This window comes from Desulfogranum marinum (assembly GCF_016918565.1).
In the GTDB taxonomy this organism is placed as follows: Bacteria; Desulfobacterota; Desulfobulbia; order Desulfobulbales; family Desulfobulbaceae; genus Desulfogranum; species Desulfogranum marinum.
The window spans coordinates 46,361-73,342 of the sequence record NZ_JAFFQD010000029.1; the positions used below are offsets into that span (position 1 = coordinate 46,361).

17 protein-coding genes are annotated in these 26,982 nt (G+C 46.4%); 7 read left to right on the top strand and 10 right to left on the bottom strand.

What is annotated here, in order from left to right:
* Positions 1-4 precede the first annotated feature (4 nt).
* The 3 genes from JWH17_RS15605 to JWH17_RS15615 form a co-directional block, all read right to left on the bottom strand.
* Complete coding sequence (locus tag JWH17_RS15605) at positions 5-1,054, bottom strand: efflux RND transporter periplasmic adaptor subunit (RefSeq protein WP_205223565.1); 1,050 nt, start codon at positions 1,052-1,054, stop codon at positions 5-7.
* Between the two features lie 739 nt (positions 1,055-1,793).
* Entirely contained in the window at positions 1,794-3,602 is a 1,809-nt protein-coding gene (locus JWH17_RS15610) for a HAMP domain-containing sensor histidine kinase (protein WP_205223566.1), read from the bottom strand.
* 82 nt (positions 3,603-3,684) lie between these two features.
* Positions 3,685-4,383 carry a response regulator transcription factor gene (locus JWH17_RS15615; protein WP_205223567.1) on the bottom strand — a complete coding sequence of 233 codons (699 nt, stop codon included), beginning with the start codon at positions 4,381-4,383 and terminating at the stop codon, positions 3,685-3,687.
* A gap of 173 nt (positions 4,384-4,556) precedes the next feature.
* Here JWH17_RS15615 and phoU point away from each other — a divergent pair, with 173 nt between their 5' ends.
* Entirely contained in the window at positions 4,557-5,222 is a 666-nt protein-coding gene (gene phoU / locus JWH17_RS15620; protein ID WP_232371119.1) for a phosphate signaling complex protein PhoU, read from the top strand.
* A gap of 443 nt (positions 5,223-5,665) precedes the next feature.
* Here phoU and JWH17_RS15625 read toward each other — a convergent pair whose 3' ends face one another.
* Both JWH17_RS15625 and JWH17_RS15630 read right to left on the bottom strand, forming a co-directional pair.
* The gene (locus tag JWH17_RS15625) at positions 5,666-6,001 is read right to left on the bottom strand and encodes a hypothetical protein (protein ID WP_205223568.1); all 336 of its coding nucleotides are present in this window, start codon (positions 5,999-6,001) and stop codon (positions 5,666-5,668) included.
* Between the two features lie 245 nt (positions 6,002-6,246).
* Positions 6,247-7,401, bottom strand: a complete 1,155-nt coding sequence (locus JWH17_RS15630; RefSeq protein ID WP_205223569.1) for a 6-phosphofructokinase — start codon at positions 7,399-7,401, stop codon at positions 6,247-6,249.
* Between the two features lie 336 nt (positions 7,402-7,737).
* Between JWH17_RS15630 and pstC the strand changes: the two genes are divergently transcribed.
* The 4 genes from pstC (at position 7,738) to pstB (ending at position 12,573) form a co-directional block, all read left to right on the top strand.
* The gene (gene pstC / locus JWH17_RS15635; protein ID WP_205223570.1) at positions 7,738-9,123 is read left to right on the top strand and encodes a phosphate ABC transporter permease subunit PstC; all 1,386 of its coding nucleotides are present in this window, start codon (positions 7,738-7,740) and stop codon (positions 9,121-9,123) included.
* Positions 9,124-9,149: 26 nt separating this feature from the next.
* A complete protein-coding gene (pstA, locus tag JWH17_RS15640) occupies positions 9,150-10,421 on the top strand; it encodes a phosphate ABC transporter permease PstA (RefSeq protein ID WP_232371120.1) in 1,272 nt (423 codons plus the stop codon).
* Positions 10,422-10,526: 105 nt separating this feature from the next.
* Positions 10,527-11,579, top strand: a complete 1,053-nt coding sequence (locus tag JWH17_RS15645) for a PstS family phosphate ABC transporter substrate-binding protein (protein WP_205223571.1) — start codon at positions 10,527-10,529, stop codon at positions 11,577-11,579.
* A gap of 247 nt (positions 11,580-11,826) precedes the next feature.
* Positions 11,827-12,573 (top strand): phosphate ABC transporter ATP-binding protein PstB, encoded by a 747-nt coding sequence (gene pstB / locus JWH17_RS15650; RefSeq protein ID WP_232371124.1) that lies wholly within the window; start codon positions 11,827-11,829, stop codon positions 12,571-12,573.
* Between the two features lie 111 nt (positions 12,574-12,684).
* Here the strand turns inward: pstB and JWH17_RS15655 are convergent, their stop codons facing one another.
* Positions 12,685-14,454 (bottom strand): APC family permease, encoded by a 1,770-nt coding sequence (locus JWH17_RS15655; RefSeq protein ID WP_205223572.1) that lies wholly within the window; start codon positions 14,452-14,454, stop codon positions 12,685-12,687.
* A gap of 786 nt (positions 14,455-15,240) precedes the next feature.
* Between JWH17_RS15655 and JWH17_RS15660 the strand changes: the two genes are divergently transcribed.
* Positions 15,241-17,868, top strand: coding sequence for a plasma-membrane proton-efflux P-type ATPase (locus tag JWH17_RS15660; RefSeq protein ID WP_205223573.1), 2,628 nt, complete (start codon positions 15,241-15,243; stop codon positions 17,866-17,868).
* Between the two features lie 172 nt (positions 17,869-18,040).
* On the opposite strand, the gene JWH17_RS15665 is transcribed toward JWH17_RS15660, so the two are convergent.
* From JWH17_RS15665 to JWH17_RS15680, 4 genes are all read right to left on the bottom strand, one after another.
* A complete protein-coding gene (locus tag JWH17_RS15665; RefSeq protein ID WP_205223574.1) occupies positions 18,041-19,483 on the bottom strand; it encodes an efflux transporter outer membrane subunit in 1,443 nt (480 codons plus the stop codon).
* Positions 19,484-19,488: 5 nt separating this feature from the next.
* Complete coding sequence (locus tag JWH17_RS15670; RefSeq protein ID WP_205223575.1) at positions 19,489-22,629, bottom strand: efflux RND transporter permease subunit; 3,141 nt, start codon at positions 22,627-22,629, stop codon at positions 19,489-19,491.
* A 6-nt stretch (positions 22,630-22,635) separates the two neighbouring features.
* Entirely contained in the window at positions 22,636-23,790 is a 1,155-nt protein-coding gene (locus tag JWH17_RS15675) for an efflux RND transporter periplasmic adaptor subunit (RefSeq protein WP_205223576.1), read from the bottom strand.
* Between the two features lie 848 nt (positions 23,791-24,638).
* Positions 24,639-25,562, bottom strand: coding sequence for a DMT family transporter (locus JWH17_RS15680; RefSeq protein ID WP_205223577.1), 924 nt, complete (start codon positions 25,560-25,562; stop codon positions 24,639-24,641).
* 466 nt (positions 25,563-26,028) lie between these two features.
* Here JWH17_RS15680 and JWH17_RS15685 point away from each other — a divergent pair, with 466 nt between their 5' ends.
* Entirely contained in the window at positions 26,029-26,628 is a 600-nt protein-coding gene (locus tag JWH17_RS15685) for a M15 family metallopeptidase (protein ID WP_205223578.1), read from the top strand.
* The last annotated feature ends 354 nt before the right edge of the window (positions 26,629-26,982 follow it).

Below are 26,982 nucleotides of genomic sequence, written 5' to 3' on the forward strand. Positions count from 1 at the left end.
GCGCTTATTCCCCTATGATGGTTACAGGTTGGTCGGGGCGAAGACGCTCGTTACCTTCAATAACAACCGGCATACCCGGAGCGAGGTAGGGGTTGTCTGCTGCAACCTTATCACCAAGAAAGGTGACGATATTCACAGGAAGGATGCCGGCCTTTCCCTCTTTTACCGTGTACACAAAATCCTTGCCTTTGAATTTGATCAGGGCATCCCTGGGGATGATGCTGAGTTGCTGCTTGTTGCTGATGGGGAGATGAACCGTGGCTGATAAGTTTTCCACACTTTTTGCAATCACGGGGATGCGAATTTTAATGGAAACATTTTTTGTTTTTGTATCGGCTCGAGGATCGATGGTGTCAATGGTACCGGTCAGGGATTGAGCAAAAGCATTGATAACCACTTCCACTTCCGCACCTGGTTGAATGAATTGGAGCAGCGTTTCACCCACGGGAACTTTTACAAAAAGGGCATCAGAGGCGCCAATTACCGCAACCTGCCCACCCTGTTGTACCCAGTCACCTGAATCTACATTTTTTTCAAGGATGATACCGTCAAACGGGGCTGTAATCAGGGATTTTTTCTGTTGGAGGCGTAATCTTGCCAGAATATGCTGTGCCGCCTGTTGTTCCATCATGGAATTATTATAGGCAAATTGGGCATCATCGTACTTTTTTTGACTGGCTCCCCGATTTTCGAGAAGGCTCTTTTGTCGATCGTAGTTTTTTTGTGCCAGTTCGTTTTCCAGTTTTTTCTGTTTTACCCTGGTGGTACTTAACTTGATATCTTGATCAAGCAAGTCGGTGTTGAGTTGTACCAAAGGCTCCCCCTTTTTGACTCTATCACCGCTCCTGACATTAATCGTTTCCACCAGCCCGGCTACCTCACTGGAAACCTTGCTCAACCTGTCGTAATACAGGATTCCCAGGAAGGGTTTATTTCTGGAAACCTGTTCTTTGGTGATGGGTGCAGTTCGCACTTTTGCCGGTGGAGGATCCTGGCAATAACCTGTGACTGCGAGAGAGGAGAAAAAGAAACAAACAAGCAAAAAAAGACGCATTGCATTTCCTTGGATAAAAGGTTTCCGATAGCACCTGTTCGATTTTGATTCACATGTGGAATCCCCGGCGGAGTGTGCCGGGTAACACTGTGCAGGTGACACCAAGATGGTATTTGCATGAAGCGGTATCGATGGCCTCATGTAAGAAAAATTAACCTATAACAATAATGTAGCCCAGTTGTAAACTCAACTGCTTTTTCGGTAAACAGGCTTTGCAGGTAGAGAAAGGACATGGTGAAAATCACTTTACGCCAAGCGGGTCATATCTCCCCCATCCTGTTTGCTTTCAAGGGGTGGGATCCCGCCGGTTTGTGTTGGGGAGGAGTTATGGTTGACTTTTAAAAATTTATATTTACAGGGTGTTGCCCAGGATAAAATCATGCTAATTGTCAAGCTGTTGATATAGCCTGAGTGTATTTCCTGTTAATTTTAGATAATCGAGAACTCTACGTGGCGTAAAGCTGAGCTGGACGGACGACAACTTGGGATAGATCCAAAATAATTCTCTCGTGTTATTAACTAACGGGTTAATATAACCGTATCGTACCTATGAAAGAATGTTCTGGTTTAAAAGTAACTTGTTGGAGTTGTATTAAGAATAGTGCAGCATGAAATCACCCTGTTGAGGCTGACCTGACCTCGAACTAAATAGTAACAATTCAACATACCCCCAAAAAATTAAAAAAGGTGCCGCATGCGGCACCTTTTTTATTCAACGAGTCTTTCTTTGCCTCACTGGTTAACTTAACTCTGCTGCATTGATTGGTATTGTAAGGGTAAAGGTAGAACCCGTATCCGGGGAACTGGTCACATCCACTCTGCCGTTGTGAGTATGGGCTATATGTTTAACAATGGCCAGTCCCAGACCTGTTCCTCCCAAATTCCTTCCCCTTGCTTTATCGCATCGATAAAAGCGTTCGAAAAGCCGAGGAAGATGTTCTTTGGCAATTCCAGGTCCCTGATCAATAACACTGAGATTTATCATCTGTCCACCTGTCATGGTCTGACTGCTTGCGGCTCTGAGAATCACTTTTGAGTGTTCCGGGCTATAGGCCAGAGCATTCTGAAGCAGATTGATGATGGCCTGTTCGAGTAACGGGCGGTTCATGGGGACCTGGAGCTCATCATTATTTTCTATTGTAACGGTCATGTTTTTTTCATGAGCCTGGCTGTTGCACGTCTGTATGGCCGCTTCAAAAAGGGGAGTTACCGGCTGGAGCGTCAGCTCCACTCCCCCGGCTTCTTGTTTATTTTCTATCCGTGAAAGGGCCAGAAGATCATCAATAATTGAGTTGAGCCGGGAGGTCTGTTTTGCGACAATTGTCAGGAATTTAACGGCATCGTCGTGGTTTTCCAAAGCACCGTCCAACAGCGTCTCTACATAACCTTTTATTGCTGTAATTGGGGTTTTGAGTTCATGGGATACATTGGCGACAAAGTCCTGGCGGATATTTTCAAGTCGATTGAGTTTGGTGAGATCGTGCATGACCAACAGTACTCCCAAGGGATGTTGCTCGTCGCACAGTGGCACTACATGAACTTGCAGGATAAGCGGCTGGGTACCGTTAAAAAGAGTAACCTCTTCTTTGATGGTGACGTTTTCCTGTAATGCCTGCTCTATAAGGCTGAGCAATTTCTGGTTGCGGATTACTCCATGAATGGGCACTCCTTTTACCGCCTCCGAAGAGAGGGTAAACAATCCGCTTGCGGCTTTGTTCATACGGAGAATTTTCTGCTCTGCGTCAATGGCCACCACTGAGTCGGCCATACTGGCGAAAACCGCTTCTAATTCATTTCGTTGCTGGATAATAACTCGAACCCGACGGTTGATTTCCTCTGCCATCTGGTTGAGAGCTCCGGCAAGACCAGCCATTTCTACTGACATATGGTCACTGCTTATTTTTATTAAATGATCAATCCGGCCCTTGGTCAACTGTTCTGCTCCCTTTTTCATCTTTTCCAATGGGCGACTGATACGGCGTGCGCTAAAGAGGGCGAGCAAGGCGGCAATAAAAAATATGCCGATACCTATTAATCCAATTTTAGTATAAATCGACTTGAGTTTTTCTTCGTAGGAGGTGGTGGCCACTGAAAGACGAAGAATTGCCTGTTCTCCATCTTTAAGCTGAATCGGAAGAGCGACGTAGAGCATGGACTGGCCGAGGGTTTTACTGAACCGGATGGATGTCCCTGTTTTCCCTTCCCTGGCCATTTGGATCTCCGGACGGTTGGCATGATTATCCATTTGTTTATAGTCTTCATTGGAGTCGCTTAATACCAGCCCGTCTTTGTCGATCAGGGTAATGCGGGTGGATGCCTTTCTGCCTGCGGTCCGAATAAATGAATGGAGTCGTTCCTGGGAGGTTGCTGCATACGAGGCGATGGACGACTCAATGAGCAGGGCTCTGTCTTGCAGTCCTACCTGGAGTTGTTCCAGGTAAAAATCACGACTTGTTGTTGAGATATACCAGACAACAGTAACCAGGGTAATCATGGTGGTAATGATGATTGCCGGAAATATTTGCCAAAAAAGACGTATGTTTTTCATGAATTTGGATCAGTTGAAAAGGTGAGGAGGGCTGGTTAGTGCAGCCTGTCAGGTGTATGCCGTTGATATGATATGGGATTGTCTACTCTTTAATTCTATAGCCAATGCCTCGTACGGTCTCGATATAACTGCCTGCCTGGCCAAGTTTTTTGCGCAGACCAAATATTTGCACATCCACAGCGCGAGGGGTAATCATATAGTCATAGCCGCGAACGTGATCGATAATTTGCTGCCTGGAGAAAACCCAACCCGGTCGACTCGCCAACAAGGTGAGGATTGTAAACTCGGTGATGGTTAAGTGTATTTTCACGCCTTCGATGCGAACTTCATGGCGACCAGGATGGATCTCCATGGAATGGAGAAAAATACCGTCTTTTTCATCACCTTGATCTTCTAGCTGTCGACCTGATTTTCTGCGGAGCACAGCTTCGATTCTGGCAAGCAATACCCGTGGACTGAAAGGTTTGGTAACATAATCGTCGGCACCATATTCCAGTCCTGAGACAACATCATCCTCTTCACCTTTTGCAGTGAGCATGATGATGGGCAGAGCACATGTCTTTTCGGTCGCCCTGACAGCACTGCATATTTCCATGCCGTCTTGTCCCGGTAACATGAGATCAAGGAGCATGGCATCGATGGATTCGTTTTCCAGGATCTGTAATGCTTCTTCCCCGGTGTCGGCACAGGTCACATTATAACCAGCCTTGATCAGGTTATAACTGACCAGCTGTTGGATGTCGGCATCATCTTCGACGATCAAAATGCGGTGTTTACTCACTTTCTATCCTCTTGTTTCCCTTAGCAAATAACAAGTACATTACCCTTTGGCCGTGCTGTTGCAAGAAAAAAGAAAAATGCTAATGTATTCCTAATCATTTCCTAACAACGAGGTAACGCCAGGTGATTTTAATATAGTCTCATTTTAATTTACTGTACCAACAGGAGGGTATCTTGGGTAGACACATGCATTTTCATCGTGAAATTGAAGGATTGAAACAGAAAATACTTGAGCTGGGCGGCCTGGTCGAAGATAGAGTTCGAAAAGCCTGTAGTATCATTGAAAATCACGATCACGAGCAGGCTAACGCTCTTCTTAATTCAGATTGGGAAATAGATGATATGGAGATCGTGGTTGAAGAAGAGTGTTTGAAAATTTTAGCTCTGCATCAACCAGTGGCCAGAGACCTACGCTTGATTGTAGCTATCATAAAAATAAACAGTGAATTGGAAAGGATTGCCGATTATGCCGTTAACATTGCTAAAAGGGTACTAACCATAGAAAAGACGGACAATGTTAGTTTTCATTTTGACTATCAGCCCATGGCTGAAAAGGTGTTGGAAATGGTCAAGGTCGGTTTGGATGCGCTAGTGTCGGAAGATGCTGATCTTGCCCGCAAGATATTCCATATGGACGAGGAGGTCGACAGGTATCGTAACCTTGCCTATAAAGCTGTGATTGAGGAAATTGACAAGCATAGAGGGGATGGAGCCGGTTTGGTCAACATGTATCTTATTGCACGCCATCTCGAACGTATTGGTGATCGAACCAATAATATTGCCGAAGAGGTAATTTATCTGGTGGAAGGGGAAATCGTTCGCGGGGGAGGAAATCTGTAATCCCTTTTGTGCTGGAGGGGTCAGCATGGGTCAGCATGGGTCAGGCAAAGAGAACCCGATGTCTGGTGCTGTTGAAAAGTGTTGTAAGCGGTGGCCATAGTACTTGTATAAGCGTGGCGTGGCGCTCCTGCTTGAATTGACATTCACAAAAAGATGGTACATTCAATGATTCCAGGCAGTATCTTGATTCAGGACAAGTCTCTGGCCGACTTTATAGCCGCATGGGATAGAGTAATGAATTTTGACGGATTTGATCTACCTTGATCCTGTCGTCAGCCTTTTCAAGGCTATTGACAGGCCGGTAAAATAAAACGGTCAACTACAAACCGGTTTCAGCAGACAGTGTAGGGTGCTGCTGAAACCGGCATTTTTTAGCAGCCACATCGAAATGCTTAACCTGGATTTCTCATCAGTTCAGGCGGCGTCAGCTTCAAAGTTTTTCATTATGCATTGTTCTTTTTTTCAGCCACTGAAGATGCAGGGTCCGAGCCTGAAATTTTGCTCTCCGTAGACGTATTTTCAACCTCAGGATTCTTTTTTTTGAATCCTCCTTTTTTAGTCTGCTTTTTTAATTCAAGACTATCTATCAGGGCGCGGTAATCTACCTGGTCTGCTTGCATCTTTGCAAAGCATGTAACTATGACTGCTATCGTATTGGGAACATAGCCTTTCTTTTTGTATGACTGGATATTTTTATCACTGACCTTTATCAGCTTGCAAAATTTAGGAAGTGTTATCTCTGCATCCAGCAGTAATTTTTTGAATTCTATAAATGTCATCTTAAAACCTTTCGAGTAAGTTCCCTTTGTCCGGGTCAGTAATTATAGGGCAGTATGCTATATAGTGTTACCACGTGATGTGAAAGTACTTTACCACTGGTTGGCATTATTTTCTATCACTGCATCGGAACTTGTTTAGTTTGGGTAATGCCTGGGAAGACATGGATTTCAAAATGAATCCGCTCCTCTCCAGTCAAGTAAATCAAAGGTGGCTCAAGCTCGTTACAGAGTTTTCCTGAACCAATCTACATTATGTCATGCAAAGAGATTTCCTCTCCAAGGCAGGTTCCGGTCTCGATGGCAGAGTGAATCCACGGGTGATCGAGGGGGATTATTTTTCGCTGCCCGGCAACTTCTTTCAGAGGGACCAATTTAGTGCTTTCCCCACTGACGGCAACCATGTTGCCGTATTGTTGTTTGGCTATTGCTTCAACGGCTTTGGTACCAAGCCGCGTTGCCAAAATTCGGTCTGCAGCCGAAGGCGTTCCACCTCTTTGCAGGTGACCGAGAATGGTCAACCGACTCTCCAGTCCTGTCAGGGTTTCCAGTTTACTGGACAGGAGCAAGGTGTTTTTTTTCTGGACTGCCTTAAATTGCGAAAGTGAATCCAAGACTTTTTTCAGTTTTTTTTCGTCACTGTTTTCTTTGGCTTTTTTCTTTTTTGCTTGTAACTCGGTGAAAAGTTGCTCGTCATCTTTTGCCAGAGCACCTTCTGAAACCGCCACAATGCTGAAATTTTTTCCTCTGTGTCTTCTTCTGCGAATGGCCTCTGCCACAAGGTTCACGTCATAAGGGATTTCCGGGATAAGGATAACATCAGCTCCGCTGGCCATGCCGGCGCCGAGTCCCAACCAGCCGGCTTTGTGCCCCATGATCTCGACTACAATAATACGGTGGTGGCTGTGGGCTGTTGAGTGCAACCGATCTATGGCGTCCGTTGCTATGGAAAGGGCGGTGTCAAAGCCAAAGGTGATGTCGGTCTGGGCAACATCGTTATCTATGGTTTTGGGCAGGGTAATGATGTTCATGCCGGCCTGGGCAAGGCGGAGTGCATTTTTTTGGGTACCCCCGCCACCGATACAAATGAGTCCTTCCAGATGATGACGATGGTAGTTGTCGAGCATGACTTCGGTCATGTCCTGCATCTTTGATCCTACCGGCATTTTATGCGGTTTGTCGCGACTGGTGCCCAGAATGGTACCGCCAAGGGTCAGTATACCGGAGAGCGTATCACTTTGGAGCTGTACTGTTCGGTTTTCCATGAGTCCTCGAAAACCGTCTCTAAAACCAATAACCTGCATGTTATAAGAATTGAGAGCACTTTTGCCGATGGCACGAATTGCGGCATTCAGCCCTGGGCTGTCACCACCTGCTGTCAATACGCCTATGCATTTTCCCATTCTGTTCTCCTTTGACATCGTTATTGCTTATGCCTGAAAAATAATTGAATACAATATTCATTATCCACGAGTTTACCAGAACTGAGCCTGGGTGCGAGGCTGATGATATTGAATTAAGGTCGTTTGTGTTCAAGATAGCGTTTTCTTACCTGGGAGGTAGGTAGACTACAACTCATGGCATAACCCCATATTGTATTCTTACAATAAGCGCAAAAGAGATGGAGTTGCAACCGTCTTAACAGAATTCTAACAATCGCCGAATGAACAGTTAACAAAGAGGCGGTATTGTTTGGGTCTGAGATTTGAAAATCATACTTTTTTTTAGGGGCACCCATAATGTCGCCAAATCTGCTCGTTATTTTTACCCTCATATTGTCTTCCCTTGCCTATGGGGTTGGGAAGAAGAAAGCTTTTGCACTTGTACGTAAGGATGAGTCTGTAAGGTTGCACTCTCGTCCCGGTTATTACGGATTACTTACGGCGCTGTGGTGCGGGATTCCTGCACTGCTCATTTTTGGTGTATGGCAGTTTGTAGCAGACACTGTCCTCACCAACATGGTTATGGGGGCTATTGTTGGTCATGGTGCCCCCGTAGACACTGCGCAGGTTAACCTGTTGGTTAATGATTTGCGTAACCTGGTCGCCGGAAATTACTTTTCCGCTGATGTAGATCCGCAGTTGCAGGTTGCTGCAGACAGATACATTGCCATGGAGCGTGTTGGTACGATAGCACTGGGCATTGTTATGTTTGCCTGTGCCATGATCGGCTGTTTATTTGTTTATTCGCGAATAAAGCCGGCCATGAGAGCGCGGAATCAGGTGGAAGGTATTGTAAAAATATTTCTGATTTTTTGTTCTGCAATTGCGATTCTTACCACTGTCGGCATCGTCCTGTCTGTCCTTTTTGAATCCTACCGATTTTTTCAGCAGGTACCGGTTACTGACTTTTTGTTCGGCCTTAAATGGAGCCCGCAGATGGCTATCAGGGCCGATCAGGCAGGCAGCTCCGGTAGTTTTGGTGCGATTCCTGTGCTCGCCGGAACCTTTATGATTTCAGGGATTGCCATGGCAGTTGCCGTTCCAATTGGGCTGATGGCAGCTATATATCTTTCAGAGTATGCAGGCAATCGGTTCCGGGCAATCGTGAAGCCGCTGCTTGAAATCCTGGCCGGTGTTCCCACTGTTGTTTACGGATTTTTTGCAGCTCTTGTTGTTGCACCATTTATTCGCAATGCCGGCCTGACATTCGGCCTGTCTGTTTCCTCTGAAAGTGCCCTTGCAGCAGGCATTGTTATGGGCGTGATGATTATACCCTTTGTCTCGTCACTTTCAGATGATGTTATTAATGCCGTTCCCCAGTCGCTACGGGATGGATCGTATGGACTTGGAGCGACAAAGAGTGAAACCATTACCAATGTTATCCTGCCGGCAGCATTGCCGGGAATCGTTGGTTCCATATTGCTGGCAGTGTCCAGGGCTATTGGTGAGACCATGATTGTGGTGATGGCTGCGGGCCTTTCCGCAAATTTGACTGCCAACCCCTTACAGGCTGTCACCACTGTTACGGTGCAGATTGTCACCTTGCTAGTTGGGGATCAGGAATTTGACAGCCCCAAGACCTTGGCAGCTTTTGCCCTTGGATTATTGCTATTTGTTATCACCTTGATACTCAATGTCATCGCTCTTTATGTGGTTCGCAAATACCGCGAAGAGTACGAATAATACCACCTCGTTGTTTGGATCTTAGCATGGAAAAACAAACCCCATCGACTATGGATATCGTCAATCGCGGTCTTGCCAGGCGATATCGTAAGGAAAAACAGTTTAAACTGCTTGGCCTGTCGGCAATTATAGCTAGTCTTATGTTTTTGGTCTTTCTGTTTGGTTCAATTGTCGCCAACGGATGGACTGCCTTTCGGCAAGGGGCAATATATCTCGATATTACCTTTGATGAGCAGGCGCTACAGGTGGAGAACCTGCGCAATGCCAATTACGGGAAACTCATTAAAACCTCCATGGCCGAGCTTTTTCCCGATGTAAGCGGTAGGTCGCAGACGCGTCGATTGAACAAACTTGTCAGCTCCGGAGCCGCGTTTGAATTGCAGGACATGGTGTTAAGTGATCCCGGACTTATAGGTACGACCAAGCTGGTTCGTCTTCCGGTTGATGATGAGGTGGATATGCTGCTCAAAGGACATATTTCCCGCGACGTCCCGGAGTCGGAACGCCGTATCTCCGATGAGCAGATTGCTTGGGTGGATCAACTGGTGGAAGCAGGCCGTTTGCAGCTTGAATTTAATACCACTTTTTTTACTGCAGGCGATTCCAGAGAACCTGAACTGTCCGGTATTAAGGGGGCAATAATGGGATCTATGTTCACCTTGCTGGTCACACTGGCCCTGTCTTTTCCTATTGGTGTGGCAGCAGCCGTATACCTGGAAGAATTCGCTCCATCTAATAAATGGACAGACTTTATTGAAGTCAATATCAATAACCTGGCTGCGGTTCCCTCTATTGTTTTCGGTCTTCTCGGCCTGGCCGTATTTCTTAATTTTTTCGGTTTACCGCGCTCTGCTCCGCTTGTTGGTGGGCTGGTACTGACGTTGATGACGCTGCCGACCATTATCATAGCCAGTCGAGCGTCGCTTAAGTCTGTCCCTCCATCCATCAGGGAAGCTGCTCTTGGGGTGGGTGCATCAAAAATGCAGGCCATCACTCATCACGTTTTACCGCTTGCTATGCCTGGCATGATGACCGGTACTATAATCGGCATGGCCCAGGCACTCGGTGAGACAGCACCCCTTTTGATGATTGGTATGGTTGCCTTTATCGTGGATGTTCCAGGTTCTTTTACTGATCCTTCCACAGTGCTGCCGGTCCAGATATATCTCTGGGCCGACTCACCGGAACGAGCTTTTGTCGAACGTACTTCCGCTGCCATCATGGTGCTGCTTACTTTCTTGATCTGCATGAACGGGGTGGCCGTATTTTTGAGAAAGAAATTTGAACGGCGCTGGTAACAGAAGGAAATGTTGTAGAAGTGTTTTTTTATAGTGAAGCGGCAAGCAGTCCTTCACTGATAACAATTAACAATTGGCTTTAAACTAATTATTAGGAGAAGAGTAATGTTGAAAAAAGGGCTTATTTTTGGAGCAGTATCTTTACTGGCTGTGTCCGCTGTGAATACCTCGTCGGCAGCAGGTGGAAGAGACTACATTTCCATTGTCGGTTCATCAACTGTATACCCGTTTGCAACCACTGTGGCTGAGCAATTCGGCAAGACCACCAAGTTTAAAACTCCGAAAATTGAATCCACGGGTTCGGGCGGGGGAATGAAGTTGTTTTGTGCAGGTGTTGGTGTTGAATCCCCGGATATCACCAATGCTTCCCGTCGCATCAAGTCTTCTGAATTCAAAAAATGTCAGGATAACGGTGTAAAGGATATTGTTGAAATCAAGATCGGTTACGATGGGATTGTTGTAGCCAATTCCAAAAAAGCTGAACAACTCAAATTAAGCCGCAAGGATCTCTTCCTCGCTTTAGCCAAGGATGTACCCGATCCAAAGGGTGGAGAAAAGGTTGTGCCTAATCCTTATAAAACCTGGAAGGATGTTAACCCAGAGTTACCTGCAACAGCAATTGAAGTCCTCGGACCTCCTCCTACCTCCGGCACCCGTGATGCATTTGTAGAACTCGCCATGGAAGGTGGTTGCAAAAAATTTGATTTTATCAAGGCAATGAAGAAATCAGACAAGAATGCCTACAAAGGCATCTGTCACACTGTTCGTGAAGACGGTGCATACATTGAAGCCGGTGAAAACGATAACCTGATTGTGCAGAAGCTTGATGCCAACCCACAGAGCCTGGGCATTTTCGGATTCAGCTTTCTCGATCAGAATGGTGACAAGATACAGGGTTCCTTCGTTGATGGACAGGCGCCGACTTTTGAAAATATTGCAGATGGTAAATATCCTGTTTCACGTCCGCTTTACTTTTACGTAAAAAAAGCACATGTTGGCGTGATCCCGGGAATTGCTGAGTTCCTTGCCGAATTTTCCAGTGATCGCACCTGGGGCGAAGATGGCTATCTTACTGAAAAAGGTTTGATTCCTGCTCCAGCTGAGGAACGCGCTAAATTTGCAGCCGATGCAAAAGGCTTAACTCCACTGTCAATGTAATATTCTGATTGTCTCAGTTCACAGAAAAATTTTGCTGTGATGTACATGTGCCGGGAAACAATCTTTCTGTTTCCCGGTGTTTTCTCTACCCCAGGAAAATGTTATGGGAATGGATACGGTTCTGGATATGGGCGATACCTTTTTGACTGGTAAAAATACCCTTGGTGCGATCGATTCGGTTGTCGAAGAAAAAGTAGACCGCGAAGATCGAACCACTGTTGGGACACAATTTGTCGATGATGCCCGGATGACATGTCGTGATGTCAATGTATTTTATGGTGATAAGCAAGCGATCCGCAGTGTCTCCATTGATGTTGCTAATAATGAAGTACTGGCCATGATCGGCCCTTCAGGATGTGGTAAGTCGACCTTTCTCCGCTGTCTTAACAGGATGAACGACACGGTTGATATCTGTCGGGTGAAAGGTGAAATTTTGCTGGATGGTCATGATATCTATGATAAATCCGTTGATGTGGTGCCATTGCGAGCACAGGTAGGCATGGTGTTTCAAAAACCCAATCCTTTTCCGAAATCCATCTATGATAACGTGGCCTATGGTCCGAAAATTCATGGTATTGTGAATAGCAAGACTGAACTGGACGGGATTGTAGAGGATTCCCTGAAAAAGGCCGGCTTATGGAATGAGGTTAGTGATCGTCTCGATGAACCGGGCACAGGGCTTTCCGGAGGGCAGCAGCAGCGCCTTTGTATTGCAAGGGCTGTTGCCGTTCGTCCTGAGGTGATTCTCATGGATGAACCGTGCTCAGCGCTTGACCCTATTGCCACTGCAACTGTAGAGGATCTTATTACCGAACTTAAAGAACAGTATACCATCGTTATTGTGACCCATAACATGCAACAGGCAGCAAGGATTTCGCAACGGACCGCTTATTTTCACTTGGGTGACTTGGTGGAAGTGGGAGCAACTGATCGAATTTTTACCAATCCACTCCATCAGTTAACAGAAGATTATATTACCGGTCGTTTTGGTTGAGCACAGAAATAGCAGGCAACAGCATCGGGAGATTTCTCCGCAATGGTCGTTTTTACCTGGACTGAAATCAGTTTGCCCATAATAGCTAATAGCAATAATGAAATATCTTTTTTATATGATCAACCTGACGCCGCCCAGTTCCTCTACTCGATAGGGGAAATGGTCGCCAGGTGAACCAATGAACATAAAATTGACGGGAATTGCCCATTCTTTAGAAAGCTGTTGTATCAATTCCGGGCCGAACACGCCTTTTAGTTTTATTAATTTAATGTCTATTTCCGGATATTGGCGATCAAGAAATTCAATATCTCTCTCGAGTTTTTCTGCTATTTCATTTTCGCCATTTGTATGCACATTAACGATCTTAATTTTTTTAGTGTGCTCATTTTTTTGAATATAAAGAAGAACTTTATTGAGGTTTGCCAAATTATCTCCTCTGGTAAAAAATACGAATTCCTGTGATTCGATTTTCTCTATTGTCAGCCTGATTTTTTGTTTGGTGTTCGTTAATAGTTTTAATATCGGGATAAAGAGATACTCTATAAAGCGCATCAGTATGTCCAGCAATACTGTACGATTTAGCATAATAGCTACGAAAACTATGGTTGGAAAAAAATATTCGGTAAAGATATTCAGATTGGAGGTTTCACCAGGCAGAGGTTCTTTGATGATGTTTCCCCATAAGGCACAAGCGACGGCGAGAATAGCCACTATAACAGACAACCATGACGCACGCTCTGGGCGGGGTAGCTTTTCGCGTTTTATTTTGAGGAGAATATTGCCAACACCAAAAAGGCCCATAACCAGTAAGAAGGAAATAGTGTAAACCCCGGCGAGGGTTTCTACCTTACCTTCTGTAATGAGCAGAATTGAGACGCTTAACAGGAAAAACATCAAAGAAATACGATAGGAGCTGCCATGTTTGTTTTTCTTCAGAAGATATCCAGGGAGAATCCGGTCGAGCGTCATACGTTCGAGGAGGCCTGTAACGCCAATATATGAAGTTAAAACGGCACCGCTCAAGACCACAACCGCATCAATGGAAATCAGGGCCGCCAGCCAATCACCGCCGCTTATTTGTCCCATATGAGAGAGGAGGTTTGTTTCATAGATGCTCACTTCCGGGATCGGTATAATCGCCAAAGCTAGAAAGGCCATCAAAGGGTTGAAAACACTGACAACAAACCACATGTTGCGTAATGTCTTAGGAAAGACTCCATCCTGCTGGTTTTCTACAAAATTAGCTGAGCTTTCGAAACCGGATATCCCAAGCATGGCAGCCGCAAATCCCCAGAAAATAGCCATGCCAATGCTGCCATTATGCGGCAGAGGAAGCTGATTGTTGCTGTAAAAGATGTGGAGGCCGTTGCTGAACAAATATATGATTATTGATCCAGAGAGCAGTATCAGGGAAACCAGATGGAAAATAAATATGATCTGGGCAACGATTGAGGATTCACCGATTCCCATGACCGTAATTCCCAGAAAGAGGGCCAGTAGAAATATAGTGGCTGCAATCACAGGCAGGGATGGGATAATGCCGCTGAGATAATGCATTGCTTCTGAAGCGGATATCACTGCTGTTGCCATATAGGAGAGAAGGGTAAGGGTCGCTGCCAGTGAGGCGATCGACTTGCTGGTTGTATTCAGCAGGGCGTTATAGGCTCCTCCATTTAAGGGAAGAGCTCCTACCACTTCTCCGTATATCTTTCTAAAGAGATGCAGCACTCCGGCTACTAGCAGCAGCGCTACCCAGGCATACCGGCCAGCAGCGATAATCGATAGGGCAGATACGTAGAGGACCGATGAAGAAATATCGTTACCGCAGATAGCGGTTGCTGGAAGTTGAGCCAGTCTGGCTGTTTTTGTTTTTTTACCCATTGTATTTTTTTTTATTTCCCAAAGGTGTTGTTTGGTTGCCTCGTTTATCCAGGATTTGCAACGAGCAGAGGACACCATCTAAAATTGCGAAGCAATGATTATCGTCAGCTAAACAGAGTTTTGCAGGTGCAATGTTTCGGAAGTCTCTGTTACTATATATTATTGTGCCTGAACAGGAGAAGAAAGATAAAACTATTGTAACTGTTCAGCAGCAAGCCACCTGCGCACGATCTGGCAGGAACATATAGCATTTACTCTCGTTATCCTGTCTGCTTTACCCTGTATTCTGGCAAATTCAACGGTCGTTCATAAAGCTCCACAAATCGTTTTAGTGAAGAGGGCTTTACTTCATATATATTCCTTGAAAATGTAACTGTCTGAAATTATATGTTTACAAGAGTATGCATCAATTTCATTTGTTCCAGTCCAGGGAGTTGCTTCGCTTAAAAAGAATTCTCTCGAGGAAGGCAAAAAATGTGCAACCATTTTGTCGTTGTAGGTAGTTCGACATATACTGCTGAAAGCAGCATCCAGGGACGATTTTTACAATAATTTTTTACTGGCAGTGAGTGGTCTGGGAGTTTGTCAGCTAATAGATTTTTTACATAAAAGCCCTTGCAGGGAGTCAAGCGCAGCTATTGTGCTGATATTGCAAGCATTGGTTTCCTGTGGATAACGTCGATAGGGAAAAAGGCATTGTCGGACAGGGTCTTGGAAACATAGGACCTGCCAATCGATGGATTCGAAACAATGTTACCATATCAATGACGAATTTTGGAGGTAGCCGTGTTCAACAGGAATACCGAAGAGTATGCCGGACAATCTGCGCTACAAACGCTCGAGGCATTAAAAGTAGATTTCGATCATGGCCTCTCTGGCATTGAAGCGAAATATCGCCTTGAAAGTTGGGGCTATAACGAAATAGAGGAAAAGCAGGAGCCTTTGTGGCACCGCCTGTTTCGACGTTTCTGGGGACCCATTGCCTGGATGATTGAAGCGGCGGCGCTGCTGTCGGCATTGGTGCAGAAATGGGAAGATTTTTTTATTATTCTTACCATGTTGCTGGTCAACGCCGGACTGGATTTCCTTCAGGAGCACCGCGCACTTAATGCGTTACAAGCCCTAAAGCAGCATTTGGCCAAAGAAACAGTGGTTAGACGCGATGGTAATTTTCACCGAATTTCAGTGCGTGAACTAGTCCCCGGTGACATTATCAAACTGCGTATTGGCGATATCATTCCGGCCGATGTTCAATTGCTGGAAGGTGATTACCTGCTTATCGACCAGTCTGCCCTGACTGGAGAATCTCTCCCTGTCAATGGGAAGCCTGGTGATCTCGGCTTTGCTAATACCATAGTAAAGCAAGGTGAAATGCTGGCAGTGGTGATCAATACCGGTATCCATACCAAGTTCTCCTCCGTGGTGGAGCTTGTTGCTAAAGCCCAGCGAGAACAACGCAGTCATTTTCAGAAAGTGGTGATGCAGGTCGGTAATTTTTTGATCATACTGACCCTGTGCATGGTGCTGTTGATCATATTAGTGGCGCTGTTTCGCCATGAGCCATTTTTAGAGATTGCACGTTTCTCCCTTGTTTTGACTGTGGCCGCTATCCCGGTGGCACTCCCAGCTGTACTGTCAGTGACCATGGCAGTGGGCGCTCTCAACTTGGCGCGGCGGCAGGCGATTGTGTCACGGTTGACCGCCATAGAAGAACTGGCCGGGGTGGATATTTTTTGTTCGGATAAAACCGGCACCCTGACGAAAAATGAAATGCAGGTACATGAGCCGGTGGTACTGGCTGACTTTAGTGAGAAAGATCTGTTTGTTACTGCTGCTTTGGCATCACGTCAAGAAAACAACGATCCTCTCGAACAGCCCATTTTTAGCTATATCGAGAGCAACTATCCACAGTCAGACTGGCAAAATTGTCGGGTCCATAATTTTATCCCGTTTGATCCCGTACGCAAACGTACGGAAGCTGAGGTTGAATTCAATGGTCAACGTTTTACAGCAGTAAAAGGTGCCGCACAGGTACTGATCGATTTAGCTGAGTTGCCCGAGGACGAAGTTGAAAGGCTCCATGAAATCATCGATACTCTGGCAGCCGATGGTTATCGTACCCTGGCCGTGGGGCGAAGGGAGGACACTGGGCCACTCCAAATTCTCGGACTGATACCCCTCTACGATCCACCGCGGGAAGACTCCATTGAGGTCATCAAGGAAATTCACCGATGCGAAATCAAGGTCAAAATGGTGACCGGCGACAATCTGGCTATTGCCAGGGAAATCGGCGCTATTCTCGGACTGCCGCAACATACGATTCGTTCCAACCAGTTGTCGGGTGCAGGATCCACTGAGTTGATGGACCTGATGGAGGCCCTCACTACAGTCATTTATCGTCGACTACATGGCGAAGCCCCACTCAAAGAGGCCAGGCAATTTGCTACTGAAGTCGTGGATGAAGTCAAAGAGCTTTATGACACTAGCATTCTTGAACATGAATTTCTTCATACTCACGAATCGGCCATTGTCGAAATGATTGAAGAGGTGGATATTTTTGCCGAAGTGGTACCGGAGGATAAATACCGGATTGTCGATACCCTGCAAAAGGGGGGACATGTCGTGGCCATGACCGGCGATGGGGTTAATGATGCCCCGGCCCTGAAAAAAGCCGACTGTGGTTTCGCGGTGTCCAATGCCACGGATGCGGCCCGCGCGGCAGCTGATATTATTTTAACCGCCCCCGGGCTTTCCGTAATCAATGAGGCCATGCAGCAGGCCCGTATAACTTTTGCACGAATGAAAAGTTATGCCACCTTCCGCATTGCGGAAACCATTCGTATCATCTTGTTTATGACCCTGTCGATTATAGTATTCGATTTCTATCCAATTACCGCACTGATGATTATCCTATTGGCGCTGCTTAATGATATTCCGATTTTGGCCATTGCCTATGACAATGCTAAAGTCCACCGACAACCCATGCGCTGGCGAATGCCGGACCTCTTGGTGGTTTCCTGCGTTCTGGGAATATCCGGAGTAGTTGCATCCTTTATATTGTTTTTCATCTTGCGCGAACAGGGGGTTGCCGAAGAGGTAATTCGGACATTCTTATTCCTGAAGCTGATTATCGCCGGTCACAGCACGATTTATGTCACTCGATCGGAAGGCTGGTTCTGGGAACGTCCATGGCCAGCGCCTCTGTTATTTGGCGCAACCTTTGGCACGGAAATACTGGGTACGCTGATCGCCGTCTACGGGATATTTATCTCCCCGATTGGCTGGACCAACGCACTACTGATCTGGCTGTATAGCTTGGTATGGTTCGTGTTCAATAATGCCATAAAGATAGCTACGGTCAGGTTTCTTCTGACCAAAAAACATGAGAACTTAACCGTTAATCACAGTTTTTAATTTTCTTCAATACCCCCACAGCTTTTCTGGGGGGTAAAGTTTGATGGTTTCATACAACCATTCTGTGAGGGTGAAACGGTCTTTTTGTTTTTTTTCTGAGCGGCTCTGCACTTTAGGCTGGAGTTGTTATTCTCTCAAGCTCTTAACGGGTGCCAACATGTAACAGGCTCTGTTAAAATATAGTTGGAGCAACCGGAGAAGTTTTGTGGTTCCGATCTGCTTTGGTTATCCAACCACCCCCCAGAGCTTTATACAGATTGACATAGGCGTTAAGGTATTGCTGCTGCAATTGTGATTGTTGTAAGTCTGTGGAAAAAAGAGTTCGTTCTGTATCCAGTACTTCCAGATAACTGCTCACCCCCTTATCATACCTTTCTTTGGATAAATTGGTGGCATTCTGTGAAGCTTTCAACTGACGATCGATAGCAGCTAACTCATTACGATAGGTTGCAATTTCCATCAGAGCATCATCCACTTCTCTAAAGGCAGTGAGGACAACGTTTTCGTACTGGAAAAGGGCTTCTTTCGTTTTTTGTTCCTGAATTTCCACCCGTCTTTTGTTTTTGTTAAAATCAAACAGAGGACCCAGCAATCTTCCGCCCACTGACCACACGCCGCCATCAATGGTGATAGAGCTCAACTCGCTGCTGGCAACGCCCAAAGTGCCGGTCAGGGAAATTGCCGGCCACCGCAATGCCTCGGCAACACCAATGTTTTCAGTTTGTGCTTTGAGCAGGTATTTGGCCTGGCTGATATCAGGACGACGCTCGAGTATGGCAGGAGGTAAACCAACCGGAATTTTTGGGGCCTGAAAATTTACACCCAGGTTCTGCTCCGGAACAATAGGACTCGGTAAGCGGCCAAGCAATATGCTCAAATTATTTTCCGTTTTTGCGATAGAGCGCTTGTAGAGCGGTATGGCCGCGGCGGCGATCTCCTTTTGGATCTGGGCCTGATTAACATCGAGCTCAGCAATAATTCCTTTATTAAATCGTTGTTGAATGATGTTAAGGCTTTCAATACGCGAGGCGAGTGTTTCTTCAGAAATATTTAAACGACGATGAAAATCCAACAGTTGATAATAGTTGGTGACCACTTCTGCAATTAAGGTCAGTTGGATAGTCTTGAGACCATATTCCGATGCCATCAATTCAGCCCGTGCAGCTTCAGTTGAACGACTGAATTTTCCCCAAAAGTCTAATTCCCAGCTCAGTGGAGCTGCAAGGTAGACGGTGGAGTTGGTGTCCTCGGATCGTGTACCACCGCTGAAATTGCCGGTTGTGGCTCCTGCATCTATATCGACGCGCGGGTATTGATCAGCGCGCACAAATCCCAGGTTGGCTCGAGCCTGCTCAATACGGCTGATAGCGATTTTAACATCGCGGTTGTTTTCCAGAGCCGTTGTCACTAAAGAATAGAGCAGTGGATCTTTAAAGAGTTCCCACCATTGAAGATCATTGATGGGGTCGGCCGGCATAATTTGGGTTCGATACGCATCAGGAGTGGCGGTAATTGGCTCTGTAAAATTTGGCCCTAACGTACAGGCCGAGAAAAAAAGTGAAAGGACTAGAGTAAAGAATGTACAACCCTTGCCTGTCTTTGTGTGTGTATTCATTGTGTTTACACCTGCTCCTTTTGCATCTCTCTTTTTTTCTCGTACCCGGCAACTTTTCCGATGAAAACGAAAAGCATAGGATAGAAAAAGACTCCCAAAGATGTTGCCAGTGCCATTCCGCCAAGCAGTGCCATCCCCATAACAATGCGCGCCTCAGCCCCTGCCCCCGATGCCATCACCAGGGGAAGTACTCCCAGAATGAAGGAAAAGGCGGTCATGAGTATTGGCCTGAAACGTAACTTGGCAGCCTTGATGGCTGCGTCATACAGAGACAGTCCCTTATGAAATTCAATGTTGGCAAATTCAACGATCAGGATAGCGTTTTTAGCGGCCATGCCAATGAGCATGACCAGGGCGATTTGGGCAAAAACATTGAGCTCAAAACTGTTGCTGGTTAAACGTGCCAGGTAAAGCGCGCCAAAGGCGCCGAAAATAGCAAAAGGGGTTCCCAGTAAAATACTGAAAGGGAGTGACCAGCTTTCGTATTGGGCGGCAAGAATGAGAAAAACAAAGAGTAAGGAGAATACTAAAACCACGCTTGCCGTACCGGAAGATTTTTTCTCCTGAAAAGACATATTGCTCCAGGCATACCCCATATCTGACGGGAGGGAATCGGCTGCAACCTCTTCAAGAGCGTTTAGCGCCTGAACAGACGTATAGCCTGGCGCCGGGCCACCGGTTAATTCGATGGCGCGATAAAGATTAAACCGATTGGTAAAATCCGGGCCTGCGATATCCTTGATAGTGACAAAGGCACTGAGGGGAACCTGCTCGCCGTTTCCGTTTTGTACAAAAAAAAGATTGATTTTGTTTTCATTAATTCTGTATTCAGGTTCTGCTTGAATGTAGGCTTTGTAAAGTCGACCAAACCTGTTGAAATCATTGACATATGAGCCACCAAGAAAGGCTCCGACCGTAGAGTAGATATCATTAAGGGATACACCCGCCTTGAGTACTTTATCGCGGTTGATTTCCATGTAGCGCTGAGGGACAGAGGCTCGGAAAGTGGTGAACATGGAGCCGATTTCAGGGCGCTTAAGTGCGGTCTGGATAAACTGAGCAGTCTGATCTGCCAGGTACTCAGGAGTGTTGCCGCCTTTATCCTGCATCATCATGGTAAAACCTGATCCATTTCCGAGGCCGGGGATGGGCGGTGGGCCAAAGGCAAAGACCTGGGCCTCGTTTACCTGGGTAAAAAAATCACGATTTAAAGCTTCGACCAGTTCATTGGCTGTTTTCTTTCGTTCGCTCCAATCTTTAAGAGAAACAAAAACAAAACCGGCATTGGACGACATGCTGCCTGAAATAAGGCTAAAACCGGTGGCTGCTGTCACAAATTCGACCTCTTCGTGCTTGCCGATGATTTCTTCAACCTTTTTTACCACCACATCAGAGCGTTGCAAAGAAGCGGCATCGGGCAATTGGACGTTCACCATCAGGTAGCCCATGTCTTCGCTGGGCATAAACCCACCGGGCAGCACTTTACTAAGAAAGATCAAGCCACCGGTGAGTATCAGCATGAAAGTCAGCCCCATTGCGATCCTGCGGGCCACGATTTTGGTTAAGCCGGTATACCCTTTAGTGGTTTTATCAAAAACAGTGTTGAACATTCGGAAGAATGCTCCGAGCGGGCCACCGATGGGTTTTTGCTTGCGTAAAAGCAGAGCACATAAGGCCGGGCTCAGGGTCAGGGCGTTGATTGAAGAGAAGACAACCGACACAGCGACGGTGATGGCAAATTGCTGGTAGAGTTGGCCGGTGATGCCGCCCATGACAGCGACAGGGATAAAGATTGCTACCATTACCAGGGTCGTGGCAATAACCGGGGCGGTAACCTCCCTCATGGCCGCTTTGGTTGCCTCCTTGGGAGACATGCCTGCCTCGATATTCACCTGCACGGCTTCCACTACCACAATGGCGTCATCAACAACAATACCGATGGCCAGCACCAGCCCAAGAAGGGAGAGAACGTTGATGGTAAAGCCAATGATGGGGAAGGCGATAAAGGCGCCCAAAAGAGAAACAGGAATGGCGATGGTGGGAATAAGAGCCGCTCGCCAATCCTGAATAAAGATATACACAACGAGTACCACCAGGCCCAGTGCGATAAACAGCGTTTCGATAATCTCATCAATACCAGCGGTAATGGCTGTAGTGGTATCCAGAGAGATATCATAACGCATACTTTTGGGGAAAGATTTAGACAGCTCAGCCATGGTCGCTTTCACTGTCTCTGCCAGGGCAACAGCATTAGAGCCTGGCGCCTGGTACAAGGCAATCATGGCGCAGGCATCGCTGTTCAAGCGAGTGAAGGCATTATAGGTCTCCACACCCAGTTCGATTCTGGCAATATGCTTGAGTTTTACCTGAGATCCTTCCGGAGTGGTCCGGATGACTATTTCTCCAAATTCTTTTTCGCTTTGCAAGCGGTCAGGCATGCGAACGGTATAGGTGAACTCAGTACCTGGAGGAGCGGGCTCGGCACCGAACTTACCCCCGGGAACGACCACATTTTGTGCCTGAATGGCATCCATTATTTCTGGTACTGTTATGCCAAGGTAGGCCAACCGATCGGGTTTTATCCAGATGCGCATGGAATAGTCACTGGCCCCGATAACGTTTACCCTGCCGATACCCTTGATGCGGGAAAGAATATCTTTGATGTTGATTAGGGAGTAATTGCCAAGAAAGTTTTGATCAAAACGAGGGTCCTCTGCCGTCAGGGCGATCAGCATGAGAATGTTAGGCAGGGATTTTTCCGTGGTCACTCCCATGCGTGTGACCTCTGGCGGTAGTTTGGCAGTGGCTGCGGCAACCCTATTCTGGGTAAAGACCGTATTCATGTCCGGATCGGTGCCCACTTCGAAAGAGACCTGGATGGTCATAGTGCCGTCATTGGCATTGGTGGATTTCATGTAGATCATGTTGTCCACACCATTAATCTGTTGCTCAAGCGGAGTGGCAACAGATTGCTCAACACTCACCGCATTAGCCCCCGTATACGTGGCTCTCACCTCCACAATGGGGGGGGTGATGTCCGGGTATTGCTCCATGGGCAAGCCACTGAGAAATACGACCCCTACGATGACCATAAAAATGGCCATTACCATGGCCACAATGGGCCTTCTTACGAAAAAATCACCCATGGCTGATCACGTCTTATCCTGCTTAGTTGATTTGACATCTGCGATGGTGGGGTTGACGGTGATGCCGTCTTTGACTTTCTGCAGCCCCTCAAAAACCACCTTTTCCCCAGGCTGGAGTCCTTCGCTTATCAGCCACATGGAGCCGACTTTGGGGCCGACCTTAATTTCCCTGGTTTCCACTTTGTTACTCTCATCAACCACAAACACGTTAAACAATCCCTGTAATTCCACGACACAACGTTGGGGAATTAAAATGGCATTGTTAACGTCCATTACTTTGGTCTTCACTATGGCAAACTGGCCTGGCCGCAGCAGTTTTTCAGGGTTAGGGAAGGATGCCTGGACCAGCATGGCGCCGGTGGTGCTATCCACCTCCCTGTCGATGAAATCGGGGCGACCTTTGTGGTTGTACACCTCACCGTTGATTAAAATCAGCTCAAGACTGTCTTCAAGGGGATCCTGTTGCTTCCCTTTTTGTTCGGCAATATGTTTAGCCAGTGTCAGGTACTGCGTCTCTGTAATGAAAAAGTTGACAAGAATTGTGTCCACTTGGGATACCGTGTTCAAGATCACCGGATTGGGGTCTTTCCCGACAAAATCTCCAACTTTGGCTTTGGTCCTGCCAATGATGCCGTCAATGGGAGAGTAGATTTTGGTATAACTCAATTCAATCTGAGCTGACCGTAAGGTGGCATTGGCAGCATCCAGGGAAGAAAGGTTTGCTTCATAAGCGGCAACGGCAGCATCCAAATCACTTTGGCTGACGGCATTTATTGCTGCAAGGGGCCTGATTCGATCCAGATCCCCTTTGGTTTTCGCCAGATTGGTCTTGACCTCGGCAACCTGACTCATCCTTGTGGCAACTTTTTCTTCAAAGGGCTGGCTTTCCAGGGTGTACAACAGTGCACCTTTTTTTACCTCTGAGCCTTCCTGGAAATGTATACCTTCGAGAAAACCTTCCAGCCTGGCGCGGATAGCAATGTCTTTAAGTCCGGCAGTCTGGCCAACAAAATCTTGAAAGAGAGGGACTTCCTGGGCTTTGGTTTCGAAGACCGATACATCGGGGGGCGGTAGAGGAGGTGGAGTATCTTTTTGCTCACCACTACAAGCGAATAACAAGGAGGTCAAGCAGGCAATCAAACCGATGGTTTTCAATCTCATGGCACATTCTCTGCAGGGTTAAGGGTTCTTAGAGAGTAACTTTTATCGGAACGAGTCAGGAGACGGTTTTTATAAAGATAATCGTAACCATTCAGCGAATATCTAAAAACTGTCAATCCACCCCGAACTGTGCATGTTTAGCAGTGCTCCAAATAACCACAAGCTGACCGAATCAGCAGATAAGCCCCGACTTCGATATATAGGTTTGCTGAACGGGCAGATAATGGAGAGTTGAAATAGTGTTGACTAGTTACAGATAATCAATGTTATTTTAAATTTATAAACGATACCACATAAATAAAGGCTAAAACAAGTTTCTTGTCGTATATTGTGGGAATCTTGAACAGTAGTTTTCCTGAAGGTGAAAGGGCATAACGCCATCTGGAAGCATTTCCACAAGCCGGAAATATTGGGTGACTTTACCGGGAATTTTTAGAATGGAGTGACAGCGAGGACAAACTAACGGCGGGTACCGTGGATGTTCAACAAGAAGCTGTGCGTTATAGGATGAGCCCGTTGATTTACTGTCTTTTCGCCCAATCTCTCGGAGTCTAGCGCTTACCTCGTTATGCTGAAAAAATAATCCTCGGAGGTAAGCGAAGACTCCGATATCAACTATATGCCTGTGGTTTTTTTTTTAAGCATGCCTCGGAGTCTTCGCTTACCTGACCTTGAACGAAAGCCCTAGTAAATCAACAGACTCATAGGATCAGCACATAATTACTGTCATTTGTCATTATGTTGGAGGTGGGATGACTGAGGAAAGGAGAGTGAGCATCCGGGCATCCTGTTGATTCTGTTGAGGGTGCTGTAAATGGTACAGAGGAATAACGTATTGTTTTTTGGGGTTAAACTACGATGGTACCGCTTTTGCTTTTCCTCCCCGGTGTGCGTGTGTGGTTTGCCAAAAATACCGCGAAGAGGACTATTCCGGCTCCACAGAGTTGCACCATGGTCAATGACTCGCCGAGGAGTGCCCATGCACCAAAGGCCGTTACCAGCGGAATAGCGTTAATACAGACTGAGGCTTTGGTCGCAGGGATTTTGGTTAGGGCATAATTATAGCAGAGAAAGGCTCCGATAGTAGCGAAAAGGGTTAGCCCTATTACGGCGATGACAGCCTCACTGGTTACAGCCTGGGGATTGAATTTTGGTAAATCGTACACAAAGGCCGGGAAAAAGAGCATTGCTCCGAAGATAATCTGCATGCCGGTAATCTGTCTCGAAGGTATGTTCGCTCCTAAACGTCTGGTCATGATCATATAAGCCGAAGCGGAAAGGACCGCTCCAAAGATGAGAAGGTCGCCAATCAGCATGCCTCCCAGCTCCTCTTGCTCGCCGCTGCCAAACACTAAGAGCGAAACCCCGAACAGAGAGAGCATGATTCCCATAAGATTTAGTAATCTGATCCGTTCCTTGAGCAGAAGAGCTGACAGGGATAAAACCACTACCGGTATGGTTGCAATGATCAACGAGGTTTTGGTGGCAGATGTGTACTGTAAGCCGAAGGTTTCAAAGGTGAAATAGAGTCCCGGCTGCATCACTGCAAGCAGCAGCAATAATTTCAGGTCATGTTTACTGAGCGGTTGAAAGCCGGTTCGCCGGAACAGGACAATAAAAAAAAGCGATGCCGCGAAAAAACGGAAAAAGATAAGGCAGAAAGGTGTAAAGCTCTGCAGCGCGACCTTGGTGGCCACAAAAGAGAGGCCCCAAAAGAGAACCGCCAGCATGAGGGCTATATAAGTGAGCAGAGGGCTTTCAGGTTTTGTCATTTACAGATATCTCGCAGGGAAAAGGGCGTGTGTATTTTTTATTGATGAAATACCAGTGAGCGAACTTACTCCATGTCACCTTGAAAATCCCGTTCAAATAAGGAAAAACAAGGGTACCTGGGGCGAACTGTATAATTTGGTTCCCATTTATATCTCCTTGATTGTGAATAAATTTTTTGTATGAACCACCTGCTTGATATGAACCACCAGTTTTGGTGGATATGAACCAAAAAGTGGATTTTTCATCCTTCTGTTTGACTCCCAACCTGTCCTCCTGGTGGAAACTGCCCTTGAGAGTCGATGGCCACTAGTGGCATTTTTTTTGCATTGCAGGTTGGCAGGGGGAGCCTCGTTGAAAGCTCTACCTTTTCGGCCCGGACTCTTCCGGTATTGCCTCGTCAATGAAAAAATAAGGCACTGCGAGGAGAGAGGTATATTTGTTCAAAAAAACAGAGGTATGCCCACAATGAATAGAATTGAGATTCTTCATGTTCAAGAGCGCATAGGTACTGTGGTAGATGGGTTTTGGGGACCTAAAAGCATTGCAGCCTGCCAAAATCACCTCAAAAATATGATGCCTGTCCCACATCCATTTCCGGCTGAAGGTTCATCCGGATTTCTGGATTTTTTTGGACCACATGGGGAAAAGGATGGGTACACCCCACCAAGCAAGAGAATCAAACTTCCGTTTACAATTTATTATGATCAAACTCCCGTTACCTCGTTACTGGTGCATGAAAAGTGTGCTGACAGTTTACAGCGTGTTTTTCAAAAGCTGGCGACAATTTACCCTGATGATGGGGCACGAGAGGCTGCGGGGATACTTGTTTATAATGGCGTGTATAACCCGCGGAAGAAACGGGGTAGTGCAACTTCTTGGTCTATGCATGCGTGGATGAACGCTATTGATATCAATGCCGGTAAAAATGGAAATAAAACTTCCTGGCCGGTTAATGCGAAAATGCCGATTGAAGTGATGGAGTGTTTTGCGCAAGAAGGGTGGCTGGCAGCTGGAGCGTTTTGGGGGCGGGATGCAATGCATTTCCAGGCGACCGGTCCCGTGTAAAATTTTTATTACCCATGAAAATCAGCCGTTTACCACCCGGTAGACAGATTAAATTCGTCAATCCCGTGTCTGCTTAGATAGTGCCTGTCCACAAATGGCCTTTTCACCTAATTTCGGCGTTGTGCTCAAAATTTTATCCTCGGAATATTAGTTATATGCCTGTGGTAAAATTTATCGCACGCCTTGAACTTAAGCGAAAATCCTCATTTCTGGACAGACACTAGATAGTGTCTGTCCGCGAGAAGCTATTTATTTGATTTAGTAAGAGAAAATCGCCTTTTAAGGGATGCTCTTTTTACGATTCCTGGTAAAGTTTTTTTAGTAAGTCGCTAAAATTACTTGATTAACTATTTC